Consider the following 18,155-nt stretch of genomic DNA (forward strand, 5'->3'; position numbering starts at 1 on the left):
ATATGGGTCCAAAATTGAGTAGTGAAGAAATTCGTGAGCAACTTTTAACAATGGCCATTGATATCACACAGACCCTTGATGAAAACAATATTCCGTACACCTTAACATACGGTACTTTACTTGGTGCAGTGAGGCATGCTGGTTTTATCCCTTGGGATGATGATTTCGATATAGGAATACCTGCTACATATCAAAAAAAAGCGATTAAAGTATTAAAAAATAGTTGTCAGTATCATTTTCTTTCATTAGATAAAGATAACTATTATGACTGGGTGTTGAGGGTTTCTGATAAGTCGACAAAAATAGTTTCAAAAGAAACAGAGTGGGATGTATACAATCATACAATGCAACGTGACGATATTGGTTTATGTCTAGATATTTACCCTTTTTATTGCCTTCCTGACAATATAATTAAGCGTAAACTCCATGTTTTTTTTAGTAAACTAACTAGTAAGTTGTTCAGGAAGTCATTTGCCAATAAATCTAATATTGTAAAAAAAATAGCATTTACTTTATTAAGCCTTCGCGCTAACTCAAATACAGGTAAGTACTACACAGATGCTGGAGATATTTTTTATTCTCGCTCTTTATTTAGTCGAACTCAAATGATTGCTTTTGAAGAGCATCAATTCAAAGCGCCTGCAGAGGCGGAAAAGTTTTTAGAGAGTCGTTATGGTGATTGGAAGACTCTGCCTTCAACTGAAGAAATCAATAAAGCAATCCATTATGAGGACACATACTGGCGATGAATAAAGTTTTAGTTGTACCTAGTGGTACAGAAGTAGCACAAGAGATTGTGCGCTCTCTATCAGTTGTCAAAAATGTTGAGCTTTTTGGTGCTAATGGAATAGAGTGCTTTTCTGAAATTCCTAAAGCAAATAATACGATTGGTATCCCCTTTGTTGAAGAGGGTAACTTTATTGATGAGTTGCAAAAGGTTATCAACGATAAAGGGATAACACATATTTTCCCGGCACATGATTCAGCATCGCTAAAGCTAACTCAATTTAGCGATAAATTAGGGGTTAAAGTAATATCCTCTAGCTACGATACTAATAAAATTTGTCGTTCAAAAAGTTTAATGTACGAGGCACTTAAGCACTCCGTGCGTGTTCCTACTGTTTTTACTTTGCCTAGCGAAATTTGCAGCTACCCTGTTTTTGTTAAGCCAAATATAGGCCAAGGGAGTGTCGGCGCCAAAGTAATTCACAATGAGCAGCAGTTAGATGATGTCACTTCAGACGATATTATTTGCGAGTATTTACCAGGTGCAGAATATACAGTTGATTGCGTGAGTGATGCCAATAATAAATTATTGTACGCAAGGGCACGTCAGCGTAATGCAATGAGAAATGGTATCGCAACTGAAACAGAGTTAGTATCAAATAATACAAAGTTCTACAATTTTGCAAAAAAAATAAATAGTACTATTAAGCTTCAAGGCGCATGGTTTTTCCAAGTGAAGGAAGATATAAATGGTCAACTGTGCTTGTTAGAAGTCGCGACGCGAATTGCAGGCTCCATGATCACTAGCCGTATTAACGGAATAAATTTTGCGGAACTTTCTTTGTTAATAGCAGATAATATAGCTGTTCAAGCATTACCAAATGATCTAGATATTAAACTGTATAGAAATTTATCATTTCAATTTGAGTCAAATTTAGATTTCAACACAGTCTATGTCGACTTTGACGACTGCTTAATATTTAAAGACAAAGTGAATGACAAATTAGTCCAGTTTATTTATCAATGTCATAATAAAAATATAAAAGTAATTTTAATTACTCGTCATGCCAAAAATATTTTTAACACATTAAAAACGATGAGATTAACTCAGTTATTCGATGAGGTAATACACATTACAGATGGTACTCCAAAATCTAAGTACATCACTGAGCCTAACTCTATTTTTATAGATGACTCATTCAAAGAACGCGAAGATGTAAAGCGCCAATGTAATATCCCCTGTTTTTCTGTTGATATGGTGCAAGGTTTAGTATGTTTAAAAAGCTAACTCCACTTTCAACTGAAGAAGAAATAAAGTCTTTATGGAAACATACAGATAGAATTTATACGAGCATTGTATGTACTTGCTATAACCAAGAGCTTTACATTAAAGATGCATTAAATTCTTTTTTAGCACAAAAGACAGAATATGCTTTTGAAATTGTTATACACGACGACGCATCCACTGATGCTACATGTGCAATTTTACGAGAGTATGAAAATAATTATCCCAATCTTATAAAAGTGATTTACCAAACTGAAAACCAATACTCAAAAGGAAATGTTAAAGTTGAGTCTATTGCTATAGAGCAAAGTAAAGGCGAGTATATCGCCTTGTGCGAAGGAGATGACTTTTGGGTTGATGAATATAAGCTAGAAAAGCAACTTAATTTACTTTTACAGCATCCTACAATTAAGTTGTGCTTTACCGCTGCTTTTGGCTTATTTAGCGATAAAAAGGTTAAACGTATTGCTCAGTATAGCGATGCAACTGAATTAATTTCTGTACATAAAGTTATTCGTGGTGGTGGAGATTTTATTCCAACAGCATCAATAATGGTTGCTAAAAGTGTTATGACAAACCTTCCTAAGTGGTTTTGCAGTGCTCCAGTGGGGGATATATTTATACAAATCGCAGGTGCTCAGCAATATGGCGTTTTATTTATTCCAGATTGCACTACAGTATATAGGATCGAATCAATTGGATCTTGGTCTTCATCTCAAAAACTAATTTGCGAAAACAAAGTTAAAAACAGTATCAGCAAACAGGTTGATTGCTTTAAGTTACTTGCTGATAAAAGCCCGTTTAAAAAAGATTTTCAGCATGCCATTCTTAACCTCTATATTTCAAACGCATTAAAAGCCATATCCCAAAAAAGATATCATCTTGCAAAGCACTTTATTAAATTATCAAACACAGTTCATGTCTATAATAAGAGAAAAATTATATTGCTTAGCATGTACTATTTACTGCCTGTGTTTAGGTTCATGCAAAATAATATATTAAAGAAGTGATTAATGCTTTTTAGAGGTTGGTGATTTTGGGTAAGAATATAAGAATAGTATTTTTTTTATTATTAGTATCTTTATCAATGTATACCGTACGAATTGCAGGGCCGATCAGTGTTGCTGATTGTGGTGGTTTACTATTTGTTATTTATTCTTTGTTAAAGTTTAAAAAAGTAGTGTTAAGTGATTTCAATATGACCTTTTTTTTATGGGTATTTGTATCATTTATATCTTCAATGAGTTTAATGTTTGAAGATTACTTTACTCTTACCGGTTTTTTTGGAACTTCAGTAAGAATACTAGTCTCAGTACTTCTAATTTTATGTATACCGTTGTGGTTAAAAACTAAATCTCAAAAGCTTAGTGTTACACTTAGTCTTTTAGCTGTCGTGATTTTTCATAGTTTAATTCAGCTGGCCTTTTTCGTTTTATACTACCTAAATAAAGCACCTTTTTTGAATTTAATTCCTCATGGCGATCAATCTAACCGTCAACATTGGCTTAATGTTTACGACTATACTTTTTACACTCGATTTGGCGGAATATTTGAGGAACCCTCTTGGTATTCATGGTTTATGGTGGCGTGTTTAGGCTTAATAATATCTTTTGAGATACAAAATAAAGTAACACTAATTAATAAAAAGAAATGGTTAATTATTTTATCTGCACTATTTTTAACTTATTCAATAGCGGGAATAACATCTGTTTGCATATTAATTGGCTATAAAGCACTGCATAAAAGCTCGGCAGCTAAGCTTAAAGTACTTCTAATTAGCTCTATTACTATCCCTAGCGTAATATTAATGAATCCAGATTCTGCTTTACTTTCTAGGGTAACGGGAATATTGACTGGGAATGATGGCTCTTCAAATACTCGAATTTTTGATTCGTTTAATAAATTGATTTTAGTCATATCGAACAATACCAGTGGAACTGGTGTTGGGAATAGCTTGGAAGGAGTTATTTATTATGATTTTGCTAATACTTTTAGCATACCATCTACTCAAAATGGTTTCGTCGAGGCTTTTGTTTCTACGGGGCTGATCGGTGGTGCAATATTTATGATTCCCTTTATATATTTTACTATGGTTAAAAAATATAGACTTTCCTTTATAACAATGGCACTTGTTTTTTTTACTACAAATGCTTTATTCATAATAGTAATGTGGTTTTTCATAAGCTTGTCTTACTATTTATTTAAAAACCCAGAAAAACAAATAGTAACAATCAATTGATACATCATTTGATTTAGCTTACCTACTTTATCTAAATAATACGTACGACATCGAGTAAAATGAAAAAAGAATTAATTATTTCAACTGTTTTTAGTGGTCTCACTAAAACAAAATTCCTTGCTGAAAACTGCTATTTAACAACAGGTATCCGCTCTACTATAGTTTGCCAGCTATTCGAAGTTGATATAAAAAACTATCAGAATGAATATACACCAGCATATGACATTATTTACTCTTTGGATAAAGGGCTAGCAAGGAGTCGTATGCTTGGAATACTCTCTTCAAGTGCTGATTTAGTATGGATAACTGACGATGACATAGAAGTTATACCACAGGGAGCTATAGCAGCTTTTAAAGAAATAGAACTCAGTAATGACGATTTCATAACGACTAAATATGCAGTTTCAGAAAATACAGAACGCAAAAAGTATTCTACTTCAGAGTTTATTCATAGCCGCGTCAGTATTATGAAAGTAAGCTCAATTGAAATTATTATTAATCGAAATAAAATACTTAATAAAGGGATTGCATTCGATACACGGTTTGGCTTAGGAGCTATTTATAAATCAGGTGAAGAAAATATATTTCTCGCAGATATTTTACGTAAAGGTGGCAAAGGCCGGTTTTTACCAATTATTACATCAATTCACCGAGATTTAACCTCCGGTGGTGACTTTACTAGTAATACAGCTAATTTCGCTAAAGGAGCAATCTTCCGTAGAGTTTTTAGCTTTAGTGGGATCCCTCTTTTAATTGCATTTTATATAAAAAGACTATTGAAAAAGGAGGTTGAATTAGCCAGATTTTTTACAAGCTTAACATCCTCATTCAAAGGTTTTTTTAAACTAAAATAATTACTTATGGTAATAAAAATGAATACAAACACTCCAAAGGTTTCAATAATTACCGCATCATATAATTCATCTTTGTATATAGAAAGTGTTTACGAATCAATAAAAGCACAAAACTATCTGTCTTGGGAGTGGTTAATAACAGATGATTGTTCTACCGATTCGTCTTTAGATATGTTGAATGAAATAGCAGAGAATGATGATCGGGTACATGTTTTTAAAAACACAGTAAATAGTGGAGCAGCAGTGAGCCGAAATGTGTCACTCTCACATGTTAGTGGTGATTATATAGCTTTTATCGATAGTGATGACTTATGGTTACCTAACAAGCTAAAGCAACAAATTACTTTTATGGAAAGCGCTGAAAATATAAACTTTTCTTTTACTGCCTATGAACTCATTAATGGTTCTGGAGATAAGCTTAATAAAACGGTGGACTCAACTAAATCAGGCTCATTTTCGTATTTAGATCAGCTACAAAAAAAAGCTACATTAGGGTGTTCTACAGTTATGCTTAGACGTAATGCTTTCAGTGATATTTCCATGCCATTAATACGAACAGGACAAGATTACGCTTTGTGGCTCAAGTTATTAAAAACAGGAAATAATGCATTTTTGGTACCGGAAATCTTGGCGCAATATCGAATTTTACCAAATTCAATTTCTAGAAATAAATTCAAAAAAGCTGTACGGCAATGGTCAATATATCGAGAAATAGAGAGTTTAAGTTTACCACGAGCAATAAAGTGCTTTTGTTTTTATGCTTGGAGGGCTGTATTTCGAAAATAAACTTATAAACTGCTTTAAATTTACTTTTAACAATTAATTTTACATTCTTCCCAAATCAGGTTTTTATGTTTTTAGATCTTCTTTTCACCTTTTTTATCGCTGCGGCAATATTATTTTTTATGCGTAAAGTTGCACGTAAAATTGGACTTGTGGATAAACCATCAGGCCGAAAAATGCATACAGGAAATATCCCCTTAATTGGTGGTGTAGCAATATGCATTACTATTGTGCATTATATTTACTCTCACCCTGGTTTGATCAACCATGGTGATTTATTTATGTTATGTATTAGTTGCTTAACATTAATTGGTGTTTTGGATGATCGATTTGATTTAAGTGTTAAGTTTAGAATGGCTGTGCAAACGGCTGTATCTCTTGTGATGATTTACTTTGCTGGAGCCAAAATGCTAACTTTAGGTGATATGTTTGGCTTTGGTGAAATAGAGCTTGGTATAGCGAGTGTATCTGTAACCGTTTTGGCAGTAATAGGCTGTATCAACGCATTTAATATGGTTGATGGTATAGATGGTTTACTCGGAGGGTTATCAATTGTTACTTTTGGTAGCTTAGCGATTTTACTATCCTTAACTGGAGATCAAAAATTAAGTTACTTATGTATATTACTCGTCGTAACTATAATTCCCTATATATTAATGAACTTAGGTTTAGTAGGGCGAAAGCGGAAAGTATTTATGGGTGACGCCGGTAGTATGATGATTGGCTTTACTGTTATTTGGCTATTAATTGGCGCAAGCCAAAACTCAGGAACTCCAATGATCCGTCCAGTAACAGCATTATGGTTGATTGCTGTGCCACTAATGGACATGGTAGCAATTATGCTGCGTCGAATTAAGCAAAAGAAATCGCCGTTCAAACCCGACCGGGAGCACTTACATCATATATGCCAACGAATAGGTTGTTCGTCATTGCAGACGCTAATGCTTATTTGTTCTGTTTCAGCAATATTGGCGGGGATAGGGATGCTTGGAGAAGTGTTTGAAGTACCAGAGTATTATATGTTTTATGGATTCGTACTTCTATTTTCTATTTATTTAAGTGTGCTTGTTAATTATTGCAAAATAATTAATTTTATTAGGCGCAAAAGAAACCTTCCCAAATTATCAATCTAGTTTTAAGTTAGCTAAGTGAATTATATGAAAATTGCAGTAGTGGGTACCGGATATGTAGGGCTTTCTAACGCTATGTTATTAGCACAACATAATGAAGTTGTTGCGCTCGACATTGATGAACAAAAGATAGCTCTTTTAAATAATAAAAAATCTCCAATTGTTGATACTGAAATTAGTGAGTTTTTAATACGTAGCGATTTAAACTTTAATGCAACCACAGATAAAATCACGGCTTATAAAAATGCTGATTATGTAATTATTGCTACTCCTACCGATTACGATGTAGAAAATAATTACTTTAATACCAGCTCGGTTGAAGCCGTTATTAAAGATGCTACAGCGCATAACCCAAGTGCAGTTTTAGTCATTAAATCGACAGTACCTGTTGGCTTTACGCAAAATATTAAAACAGAATTAGGTGTAGATAACTTAATATTCTCACCAGAGTTTTTACGCGAAGGTAAAGCTTTACACGATAACTTGCACCCCTCACGAATAGTGGTCGGAGAGCAAAGTGAATGTGCGGAAGTATTTGCCAATTTACTTAAACAAGGCGCTGTTAAGCAAAACATAGAAGTGTTATTTACAGATTCGACTGAAGCTGAAGCAATAAAGCTCTTTTCAAATACTTATCTCGCAATGCGAGTTGCTTACTTTAACGAGCTCGATAGTTACGCTGAATCACATGGCTTAAACAGTAAGCAGATTATACAAGGGGTTAGCTTAGATCCTCGAATAGGTAACCATTATAACAACCCGTCATTCGGTTATGGCGGCTATTGTTTACCGAAAGATACAAAACAACTTCGTGCTAATTATGCGGATGTGCCCAACAATATTATTGGTGCAATAGTTGATGCAAACACCACACGTAAAGATTTTATTGCTGACTCAATTATTAAGCGTAAGCCAAAGGTTGTTGGTATATATCGCTTAGTGATGAAGGCTGGATCTGATAATTTTAGAGCCTCTGCTATCCAAGGTATTATGAAGCGAATCAAGGCTAAAGGTATTGAAGTTGTAGTTTACGAACCAGTACTCAATGAAAAAGAGTTTTATCATTCTCGCGTAATTAAAGATTTAAACGAATTTAAGCAAATATCAGATATAGTTGTATCAAATCGTATGGTTGAAGATCTTAGCGATATTGAAGGTAAAGTATATACACGTGACTTATTTGGTAGTGACTAAGGTTTAAATCACAAGATAATAGCTTAGCCTTTATAGAGTTAGTGCTTGAGTAATAAAATCACTTTTTGGGCTTGCAATTGGTTGGTAAATACCACAGTTCTGACAAAGTAGAAGTTATTCAGCTAAAAAATCTACTGAACTTGAATTTTTAATCTGTATGTACTCCTTAAGCCCTTGGTATTTCGTATATCAACAGATAAACTTACTATTAATTCTTTGTTTACAAATGAATCGCATCGGGTATAATTCTGCGCTCATTTAGTTTGATGTTGTATGTACTGCAATTGATTAAATGTGCAGATAGCTACGGAAAGCCAGTATTTATTATTAGTAAACCTCGAAATAAATCGCGAGTATCCCGTAATAAATAAAAATACACTTCTCCAAAGCCAGTCACAAAAATCAATTCTCAGTGCTGTAACGCAAGGTAAAAGCGACGAGCCAAAACAAAAAAATACAATAACCTTTATGTAATTGTAGTTTTAATCTCGCTTATAAATATCAAAATTTAAGCTGCATCAGTACGTAGGAACTGCAACCTAGGGGCGGAAGCGTGCCCGAAGGGCTAGACAAGCAAATAGTTTTGCTTTCAAGCTTGAGCGAGAGGAGCTCTGCGACGAACTGGAACGTGTCTGAAGAGCTATATAAGTAAAGTTTTTTCTCTAAGCTAGGGCAAGCGTTACTGATATGGCAGAAGGTAGTAAGTTCAAGGCTATATAACCTTGAGTCTAGAACCTATCTTTTTCTTTATATCCATGCTTTAATTACTGCGCAAAATAAGTACCCATCGAGTGTGATGGACAATTATAATATTTAAAAAACACTGGGATTCTGCACAATGGCGTTACGCTGTAAATCACTCATTACCTCTTTCGCATTTTTAGCAATGACAGGCTGTACAATAATACCTGGCAGCCATTACGAAGGCATTGAATCAAACGAGAAAACACAAGATTTAGAGCAAGAGCTCGAAAAAGTTAATATTCAACTAATTGATTCGGCGCTAATTACCCAACAAAAAGAAGCACGCACAGCAGCAAAACCAATCTCTAGTTTAGTGGGGGTTAACACCCGCGATTATCAATATAAATTAGGTGTGGGCGATGTAGTAACAGTAGGTGTTTGGGACCATCCCGAACTTACTATACCGGCAGGCACACAACGTACAGCTGAGTTCGACGGCTTTAAAGTGCAAGAAGACGGCACGGTAACTTACGCTTATGCATCTAATATACCAGCAGCAGGGCATACAATCAGCGAACTGCGTAAAGATTTAGTAACTCGTTTAGCCCGTGTGATAGAAAACCCTCAAGTAGACGTGAAAATAGTAAGTTTTAAAAGTCAAAAAGCGTATGTAACGGGTGAAGTAAAACAGCCTGGTGTATACCCAGTTACCGATACTCCGCTTACCTTAATTGATGCTATTAACCAAGCGGGTGGCTTAACCGAAGCAGCTGATTGGCGCACGGTTACTTTTACACGTGGCGATAAAACAGAAGTAATAAAGCTAGAAGACTTTTACGCTAATGGCGATATTTCTCAAAATCGGTTACTTCAACATGGCGATATAGTGCATGTTAACCGTAACGATAAACAAAAAGTATTTGTATTAGGTGATGTTAATAAAGCAGGTTCAGTAAAGCTTAATCGTTATGGCTTAAACTTGGCCGAAGCATTGAGTGACTCAGGGGGCTTGAACGAAAGCACTGCTGACGCAAACGGTATATTTGTTCTGCGTAAAAGTAATGTAGAGCAAACTGGAGTAATTGCAGATGTATACCAATTGCATGCTAAAAACATAGCTGCATTGGTGTTGGCTGAGCAGTTTGAATTACAACCGCACGATATTGTATATGTAACATCAGCACCCCTGGCACGTTGGAACCGCGTAATAAGCTTATTATTGCCATCAATTGCTACCGTGGACAGTGTTGACGATATAACTGCTAACTAAGGATTTATTAAGATGTTTGATTCTGTATTAGTGGTGTGCGCAGGCAATATTTGTCGCAGTCCAACGGGGGAGTACTTATTAAAAGCTAAGCTTGAAGGCAAAAATATAACAGTGTCGTCAGCTGGCTTAACTGCACTCGAAGGCAAAGGAGCTGATGCTACTGCGAAAAAAATAGCCCAAGCACACGGTATTAATATGGACCCACACCAAGGGCGCCAACTTACTTCGCAACTAATTGCACAGAACAGCGTTATTTTAGTCATGGAGCAGCGTCATTTAAATGATTTACATAGTCAATACCCAGAGGCACGTGGTAAAACATTTTTATTAGGTAAATGGATAGATAACACTGAAATCCCTGATCCGTACCGTCAAAGCCAAGAGGCATTTGAGCACGTATATACATTAATCGACAGCGCTTGTAGCGCTTGGCAAAAGTATTTATAAGGAATGGCTAATTTAATGAATACCCAGCCTAATAGCAGCACACCCAAGCAGACAAATAGTTCAGCTTCACAGTCACAAGAAATAGATTTAATGGCATTGTTAGGTGCTTTAATCGACCGTAAATATTTTATAATTGCATTAACAGCACTATTTATGTTTGTGGGTGTTGTTTATGCGGTTTTAAGTCAGCCGGTTTACCAAGCAACAGCGATGCTCCAAGTTGAAAGCAGTGGTAGTTCAGTGCCTGGTTTAGACGATATGGGCGGTATGTTTGAAAGCACCTCTGCAGCGGTAACCGAAATAGAACTCCTTAAATCGCGCAGCATTATAGGCGAAGCAGTCGACGCTTTAAATTTAGATATAACAGTAGAGCCTAAATTATTCCCATATATTGGTAACCGTGCATTTCGTACATTTACGCCTATGCAAGAAAATGATTTAGCTGAGCCAAGTTTTGGTGCAAGTTCATATGCATGGGGTGGCGAAAGCATTAATGTATTTAGGTTCGATGTACCGCGCAACGCAATTAACCAAACATATACTTTAATAGCGCAAGCAAATAATAGCGTTGCATTATTAAATGGCGATGACGAGCAAATATTAGCGGGTAAAGTCGGTGAAGAGCTAACTAATGGTAAGTTTAGCTTAACAATACGCAGCTTAAATGCTCGTCCAGGCACAGAGTTTTTATTGAGTCGTAAAGATCGTCTTAACACAATTTTAGACCTACAAACGGCAATTGGTGCAAGCGAGAAAGGAAAAGATTCAGGAATAATTGATTTAAGCTTACAAAGCACTAAACCAAATTATGCCGAAACTGTGCTTAACAAAGTCGCAGCAATATATGTACGCCGTAATGTAGAGCGTAGTAGCGCTGAGGCACAAAAGTCGCTTGAGTTTTTAGAGGTGCAGCTCCCTGAAATTAAAAAGCAATTAGAGCATGCAGAGCAGCGCTTTAACGACTATCAAATAAAACGCCAAACTATAAATATAACGCTAGAAACCCAAGGCATATTAGAGCAAGTGGTACTGCTAGAAACAAAGCTACAAGAGCTTGAACTTAAACGTTTAGAAGTGGGTCGTAAATTTAAAAAAGACCATCCAACATACCAAGGTATTATTGAGCAAATTGCAGCGGTTAATAAACAAAAGCAACAGTTTATTGGTGAAGTAGGTGGCTTACCCGAAACGCAACAAGAGCTACTACGCTTAAAGCGTGATGTAGAAGTAAGTAACCAAATTTATACATTGCTACTAGGTAAAGCCCAAGAACTAGACATCGTTCGTGCAGGCACAGTAGGTAATGTACGTATAATCGATTACGCTGAGGTTAATACCAGTAAACCAGTAAAACCTAAAAAAGCGCTAATAGTAGTAATGGCAACCATGTTAGGTGGGATGCTAAGCGTCGCTATTGTATTAGTACAAAAAGCAATGCACAAAGGCATAGAAGATCCTGCTGAAATAGAAGCACTCGGTATACCTGTTTATGCGAGCGTGCCACATTCAGAACACCAAGAAAAGCTAACCGGCTTTGCAACAAGAGCACGCAAAGGTAAAATACCTAAAGCCAAAACCATATTAGCACTCGACAACCCTGCCGATTTATCAATAGAGGCACTGCGTAGCTTACGTACCAGTCTGCACTTTGCGATGATGGAAGCTAAAAATAATATTATTGCTATATCGGGTCCAAGTCCAGGCGTAGGTAAATCATTTATATCGGTTAACTTAGCGAGTATATTGGCGCAAAGCGGTAAAAAAGTACTTATAATTGATGCTGATATGCGCAAAGGCTACTTACAAACACAATTTAATATAACTGCCGAAAATGGCCTAAGTGATTATTTGTCGGGGCGTTTAAATTTAAGTGAAGTGACTCACGACACTAAAGTAACAGGCCTTGATGTTATTACTCGTGGACAAATACCGCCTAATCCGTCTGAATTATTAATGCACGCAAACTTTAGTAAATTAGTGGCAGAAGTTAGTGCTGCCTATGACATGGTGATCATAGATACCCCACCTATCTTAGCAGTAACCGACGCAGCTATCGTAAGCGCCCATACAGGCACTACGTTACTCGTAGCACGATATGGACAAAACCATTTACGCGAAATAGAGCTAACCCGTAACCGTTTTGAGCAAAATGGTATAGACGTAAAAGGCCTCGTATTTAATGGCGTAGTTAAAAAAGCCAGCAATGCTTATGGATATTATGGTTACTATAATTATGAATATAAAAGTGATGCATAAATAGAGTGTTTTTTAGGTGGCCTATTGGGCACTTTTAAATAAAAGTACAAAAACAAGCAATTACAATGAGATAGTTAAAATTGACTGTCTCAAAATGGAAAAAAGTGTCTCAGTGGGTTGTAATATCACTGAGATACTAAATTGCTAAATTGCAATTTAGTGGTGAGCTATTTTGTACTGATTTAGTTAATTCAGAGCATTTTCATCATCGAAAATGAATGATATCCCACTCGAAATAAATTATAAAAACGTGTTTTTTATCCAAGAAAATCCATCTTGATACTCGATTTTTATTGCACGTTTTAACTTGAAACTAATTTTAAAATTTAACTTTTACAAAGCTCGAAGTCCAAAGCTCGAAGCTCTATAACCAAACAAAGAGAGTACAACTATGCACGATTCATTAACGGACCTAAAAATTGGCATTATAGGTTTAGGCTATGTAGGCCTTCCATTAGCAGTTGAGTTTGGTAAAAAATTTCCAGTAACAGGCTTTGATATTAATCAAGGTCGAATTGCACAATTACAAGGCGGCCACGACTCTACACTTGAAGTAAGTGATGAAGAACTTAAAGACTCTCCACAGCTCAACTTCTCTTATACAGTGTCAGATCTTGAAAGCTGTAATGTATACATTGTTACCGTACCAACGCCAATTGATGAACACAAACAGCCAGATTTAACACCACTTATTAAAGCCAGCGAAATGCTAGGTAAAGTGGTTAAAAAAGGCGACATCATAATTTATGAGTCAACGGTATATCCAGGTGCAACAGAAGAAGCGTGTTTACCAGTGGTAGAGCGTGTATCTGGACTTGTATTTAATAAAGACTTTTTTGCCGGCTACTCACCAGAGCGTATAAATCCAGGCGATAAAGAGCACCGCGTAACGAACATATTAAAAGTAACGTCAGGCTCGAATCCAGAAATAGCTGAAAAAGTTGACCAGCTTTATAAATCAGTAATTACGGCCGGCACACATAAAGCAAGTTCTATTAGAGTGGCTGAAGCTGCAAAAGTAATTGAGAACACGCAGCGCGATGTAAACATTGCTTTAATTAATGAGCTATCGATTATTTTTAATAAGCTAGGCATCGACACGCTCGAAGTATTAGAAGCGGCCGGCACTAAATGGAACTTCTTACCATTTCGCCCAGGATTAGTTGGCGGGCATTGTATTGGTGTTGATCCGTACTACTTAACGCATAAAGCTCAAAGTGTAGGTTACCACCCAGAAATGATTTTAGCCGGCCGTCGTTTAAATGATGGTATGGGTAAACATGTAGTATCAGAACTGGTTAAAAATATGCTTAAAAAGCGTATCCATGTAGATGGCGCAAATGTATTAATAATGGGTTTAACCTTTAAAGAAAACTGCCCCGATTTACGTAATACAAAAGTGGTCGATATAGTAAGTGAACTTAAGGAATACAATATAAATGTAGATATTGTAGATCCATGGTGCTCAAACGATGAAGCACAACATGAATACGGTTTAAGCTTAACTACTGAGCATAAACAAAATAACTACGATGCAATTATTCTTGCTGTAGGGCATAACGAATTTAAAGAAATGGGCGCAGAGCAAATTCGTGCATTAGGCAAAGCAGAACACGTACTTTACGACTTAAAGTACGTGCTACCAAAACAGAGTGTAGATATGCGTTTGTAATCATTGTAAGCGTGGGTTCAAGCCTGCGCTTTTAAGATAAGCATTACAAACTAATAATGCTTTGAATTTTGCGAATATCTAAGCTCAAACAAGGAATATCATGACTCGTTACGAACAAATTAAAGTAGAACTACTTTCCTCTCCTAAAACCTGGTTAGTGACAGGTGTTGCAGGCTTTATTGGCTCAAACCTTTTAGAACATTTATTAAAATTAAATCAAAAAGTAGTAGGGCTTGATAATTTTGCAACGGGTCATCAGCATAACCTTGATGAAGTTCAAGGCTTAGTTACTGTAGAGCAGTGGCAAGGCTTTAATTTTATTGAAGGTGATATTCGTAATTATCAAGATTGCGAAACTGCGTTAGCTAATAACGGTGAAGGCGTCGATTATGTGTTGCATCAAGCGGCTCTTGGCTCAGTACCACGCTCAATAGCAGATCCAGTAACAACCAATGCTGCCAATATCACTGGCTTTTTGAATATGCTACAAGCGGCAAAAGACGCTAACGTCAAAAGCTTCACTTATGCTGCAAGTAGCTCTACCTATGGTGATCACCCAGCATTGCCTAAAGTGGAAGAAAACATTGGTAATCCACTTTCTCCTTATGCAGTAACTAAATATGTAAATGAGTTATATGCAGGTGTCTATGCAAAAACCTATGGTTTTAAAACTATTGGTTTACGTTACTTTAATGTATTTGGTCAACGTCAAGATCCGAACGGAGCGTATGCAGCGGTAATTCCTAAATGGACAGCTGATATGATCAAAGGCGAAGATGTATTTATTAATGGTGATGGTGAAACAAGCCGCGACTTTTGTTTTATTGAAAACACAGTACAAATGAACATACTTGCCGCAACTGCAGAAGATGAAGCTAAAGATAACGTATATAACGTAGCCGTAGGTGACCGGACAACACTTAACGACTTATACAAAACCATACAGTTTGCTCTCAATGAGTGCGATGTAAATGCGACCCAAGATCCAATATATCGTGACTTTAGAGCTGGTGATGTACGCCATTCGCAAGCTGACGTAAGTAAAGCCGTTAATAACCTAGGTTACGAACCAGAATACAAAATATTGCAAGGTATTAGTAAAGCAATGCCTTGGTATAAAAGGAAATGTCTTTAGCCCTAATGATTAAAAAAATAGCGTTTCTTTCAAATGTAACATACCAAGTAACATTAATATTAGCACAAGTTATTTTAATTTGTTTTCTATACTTAGAATCTGAAGTAGCTAAATTAGATGAGTTTTTCCATGTTTTAGCTTTACTTTTGCCTTGTTATACATTTTTATTGTTAGGGCTTAGGCAATTAAGGTTATCTAATGTTTTAAATAAAGAGGTGCTTCATTTTGTACGCTTTATTGCGCTTGCTATTTTTGTTTTAATTTCATCTTTGATAGTAAATGAATGGACTAGGGTATTTTATATAGTAATATTTTGGAAAGTTAATGATTTAATCATAGATGCTGTTAGCCTAGAGCTGCAACTGACAAAAAAATATAAAATGTTACTATTTTTATCTTTTTTAAGAGTTACATATTTTACGATATTCATTTGGTTTTTCAATGGTACCTCAACTTCACTTAGCTTTTTTCTTGTTCCTTTACTTCTTTTATATCTATTATATTGCATAAAAGTAACTAACTTACATTTATACAATAGGTCTATGATAAAACCAATGATTTATCTAGGAGCTGTTGCAAGTATTTCTAGTTTAGTTGTTGCTTATCCGCGTGTAGTTATAGGAGAATCAGAAAACATTCAAGCAGGTGTATTATCACTAGTAAGTTTTGTTTCTTACTTTTATATTATTGGTCAAGTTATAATTTCAGCCGTTCTACCTATAATCTTACCGCAAGTATCATCAGGGAAGGTGCCGTTTGAAAAATCCTTAAAAAAGCAATTGTTTTTTGTTTTTACTTTATCCATTCTATTTGTATTATCTGTGATTAGCTTAGTAGGCTTTTTAGTTTTAATAGGATGGGATTTTTTATCTAATCAGCAACTTTTATTGTCTGTTTTGTTATTAATAAATTTACCATTTATATTTTTGGTGAATTTTGTTGAAGCGTTTTCAAGTGTCTGCGGAGTTGAAAAAGCAGTTGTAATATCAACCTTGCTTACAGCTCTAATCTCGGTTGCTTTGACAAATCAAATAGCAACATTATGGAATGGTATAGGCTACTGCCTTGTTATTTTTATATGTTTCTTATTTAGATTTTTATTTTCCTACTACTTTATAAATAGGTCGACTTATGTTTAATTTCATTGTTAAGTATACCCCAGTCCTTTTTCAGAATATCTTAATCTCACTTTATAATACTAAGCAGTATAGATTAAGACATGGGGGAGTTTATCAAAATTATATAAGATATTATGAAGGTTGTTCTAAATATAATGAAAAGGAAGCAATCAAAGAAGCTAATAGAAGAGAAAAAGAGTTTTTAGATTATGCAACTACATATTCAGATTGGTTTAAAGATTATCATGACTATAAATGTTTACAAGACTTCCCAGTACTGGAAAAAAGCGATCTAATAAAACACCTAGATAAAATAGCTACAGTTAATGCCAAAGATGGAGTCGCGAGCTATACAGGAGGCACAACAGGGGCCTCGATGAAGGTGTTAAAATTAAGAGAAGATATTCAGGAAAGACATGCATTACTTGATTTTTTTCGTGCAAGCCATGGTTATAAATTAGGTGAAAAGTGTGCTTGGTTCAGTGGTAAGGATATTGTTACTCAAAAAAATATAAATAAAGGTATATGTTACCGCGATGACTATATAAACAAAATACGTTTCTTTTCTACTTTTCATATTACCGATGATAACTTCAATGTTTATTGGGATGCTTTAAGTAAATTTGCACCTGAATATATTGTTGGTTTTCCATCTAGTGTATATGAAATCTGTGCTCTGGCTGCATCAAAGGGATTGAGTTTAAAACGACCTGTTAGGGTGTTCTTTCCCACAGCCGAAACTCTATTACCAATTCATCGGGATGTAATAGGAGCTGTATTAGGATGTAAAGTTGTTGATCAGTACGCCTCTTCTGAAGGTGCACCGTTTATACTTGAATGTACTGATGGTGGGTTACATATTCATACTTCAACAGGTATTTTTGAGGTGGTTGATGAGAATATGAAACCAGCTCAAGAAGGTGAAGTATTAGTTACTTCATTTACGACTAAAGGTACCCCATTAATACGCTATCGAATAGGAGATAGGGTTAAGCTACTTCCTAAGGGGAGTCATTGTTCTTGTGGGTCACCTTTTCCATTGGTTGAAAAAATTGAGGGTAGAACAACTGATTTTATTATTTCGCCTACACACGGTAAAGTTAACTTGGGTAATATAAGTAATTGTACTAAAGGTGTTAATGGAATTATTAAATTTCAAATTGTTCAGCATGAGATGGAATCAATAGTTATTTATGTTGTTGCAACGGAAAGCTTTACTAAATCAGATGAAAAGACTTTTTTACAAGCTTTAACCCAGCGTCTTGGCGCTAATATGAAAATTTCATTTGAGTTCGCAACTGAAATACCAAAAGAGAAAAGTGGTAAGTTTCGAATTGTGAAAAACTTGATTGATGTATAGGT

At 35.5% G+C, this 18,155-nt stretch carries 15 protein-coding genes; all 15 read left to right on the top strand.

Going from position 1 to position 18,155, the window contains the following annotated elements; genetic code table 11:
- Positions 1-2 precede the first annotated feature (2 nt).
- A complete protein-coding gene (locus H5079_RS10585) occupies positions 3-749 on the top strand; it encodes a phosphorylcholine transferase LicD (protein ID WP_182684043.1) in 747 nt (248 codons plus the stop codon).
- Positions 746-2,014 carry an ATP-grasp domain-containing protein gene (locus tag H5079_RS10590; protein ID WP_182684044.1) on the top strand — a complete coding sequence of 423 codons (1,269 nt, stop codon included), beginning with the start codon at positions 746-748 and terminating at the stop codon, positions 2,012-2,014. Before H5079_RS10585 ends, H5079_RS10590 begins: the two co-directional genes overlap by 4 nt.
- Positions 1,999-3,021, top strand: coding sequence for a glycosyltransferase family A protein (locus H5079_RS10595; RefSeq protein ID WP_182684045.1), 1,023 nt, complete (start codon positions 1,999-2,001; stop codon positions 3,019-3,021). The genes H5079_RS10590 and H5079_RS10595 overlap by 16 nt, the downstream gene beginning before the upstream one ends.
- Before the next feature lie 26 nt (positions 3,022-3,047).
- On the top strand, positions 3,048-4,250 hold the full coding sequence (locus tag H5079_RS10600; RefSeq protein ID WP_182684046.1) for a hypothetical protein: 1,203 nt from the start codon (positions 3,048-3,050) through the stop codon (positions 4,248-4,250).
- A gap of 59 nt (positions 4,251-4,309) precedes the next feature.
- On the top strand, positions 4,310-5,104 hold the full coding sequence (locus H5079_RS10605) for a hypothetical protein (RefSeq protein WP_182684047.1): 795 nt from the start codon (positions 4,310-4,312) through the stop codon (positions 5,102-5,104).
- Positions 5,105-5,122: 18 nt separating this feature from the next.
- Positions 5,123-5,890, top strand: a complete 768-nt coding sequence (locus H5079_RS10610) for a glycosyltransferase family 2 protein (protein ID WP_182684048.1) — start codon at positions 5,123-5,125, stop codon at positions 5,888-5,890.
- A 65-nt stretch (positions 5,891-5,955) separates the two neighbouring features.
- Entirely contained in the window at positions 5,956-7,020 is a 1,065-nt protein-coding gene (gene wecA / locus H5079_RS10615) for a UDP-N-acetylglucosamine--undecaprenyl-phosphate N-acetylglucosaminephosphotransferase (RefSeq protein ID WP_182684049.1), read from the top strand.
- Positions 7,021-7,044: 24 nt separating this feature from the next.
- The gene (locus tag H5079_RS10620) at positions 7,045-8,211 is read left to right on the top strand and encodes a nucleotide sugar dehydrogenase (protein WP_182684050.1); all 1,167 of its coding nucleotides are present in this window, start codon (positions 7,045-7,047) and stop codon (positions 8,209-8,211) included.
- An 838-nt stretch (positions 8,212-9,049) separates the two neighbouring features.
- On the top strand, positions 9,050-10,165 hold the full coding sequence (locus tag H5079_RS10625) for a polysaccharide export protein (RefSeq protein WP_182684051.1): 1,116 nt from the start codon (positions 9,050-9,052) through the stop codon (positions 10,163-10,165).
- A gap of 12 nt (positions 10,166-10,177) precedes the next feature.
- The gene (locus H5079_RS10630) at positions 10,178-10,612 is read left to right on the top strand and encodes a low molecular weight protein-tyrosine-phosphatase (RefSeq protein ID WP_182684052.1); all 435 of its coding nucleotides are present in this window, start codon (positions 10,178-10,180) and stop codon (positions 10,610-10,612) included.
- A gap of 15 nt (positions 10,613-10,627) precedes the next feature.
- A complete protein-coding gene (locus tag H5079_RS10635; protein ID WP_182684053.1) occupies positions 10,628-12,868 on the top strand; it encodes a polysaccharide biosynthesis tyrosine autokinase in 2,241 nt (746 codons plus the stop codon).
- Positions 12,869-13,259: 391 nt separating this feature from the next.
- Positions 13,260-14,540 (top strand): Vi polysaccharide biosynthesis UDP-N-acetylglucosamine C-6 dehydrogenase TviB, encoded by a 1,281-nt coding sequence (tviB, locus tag H5079_RS10640; protein WP_182684054.1) that lies wholly within the window; start codon positions 13,260-13,262, stop codon positions 14,538-14,540.
- A gap of 100 nt (positions 14,541-14,640) precedes the next feature.
- On the top strand, positions 14,641-15,675 hold the full coding sequence (locus H5079_RS10645; RefSeq protein ID WP_182684055.1) for an NAD-dependent epimerase/dehydratase family protein: 1,035 nt from the start codon (positions 14,641-14,643) through the stop codon (positions 15,673-15,675).
- Positions 15,666-16,814 carry a hypothetical protein gene (locus H5079_RS10650; protein ID WP_182684056.1) on the top strand — a complete coding sequence of 383 codons (1,149 nt, stop codon included), beginning with the start codon at positions 15,666-15,668 and terminating at the stop codon, positions 16,812-16,814. The genes H5079_RS10645 and H5079_RS10650 overlap by 10 nt, the downstream gene beginning before the upstream one ends.
- Entirely contained in the window at positions 16,807-18,153 is a 1,347-nt protein-coding gene (locus tag H5079_RS10655) for a phenylacetate--CoA ligase family protein (protein WP_182684057.1), read from the top strand. The genes H5079_RS10650 and H5079_RS10655 overlap by 8 nt, the downstream gene beginning before the upstream one ends.
- Positions 18,154-18,155 lie beyond the last annotated feature (2 nt).

It is taken from the genome of Pseudoalteromonas sp. SG44-5 (assembly GCF_014164175.1).
Classification (GTDB): Bacteria; Pseudomonadota; Gammaproteobacteria; order Enterobacterales; family Alteromonadaceae; genus Pseudoalteromonas; species Pseudoalteromonas nigrifaciens.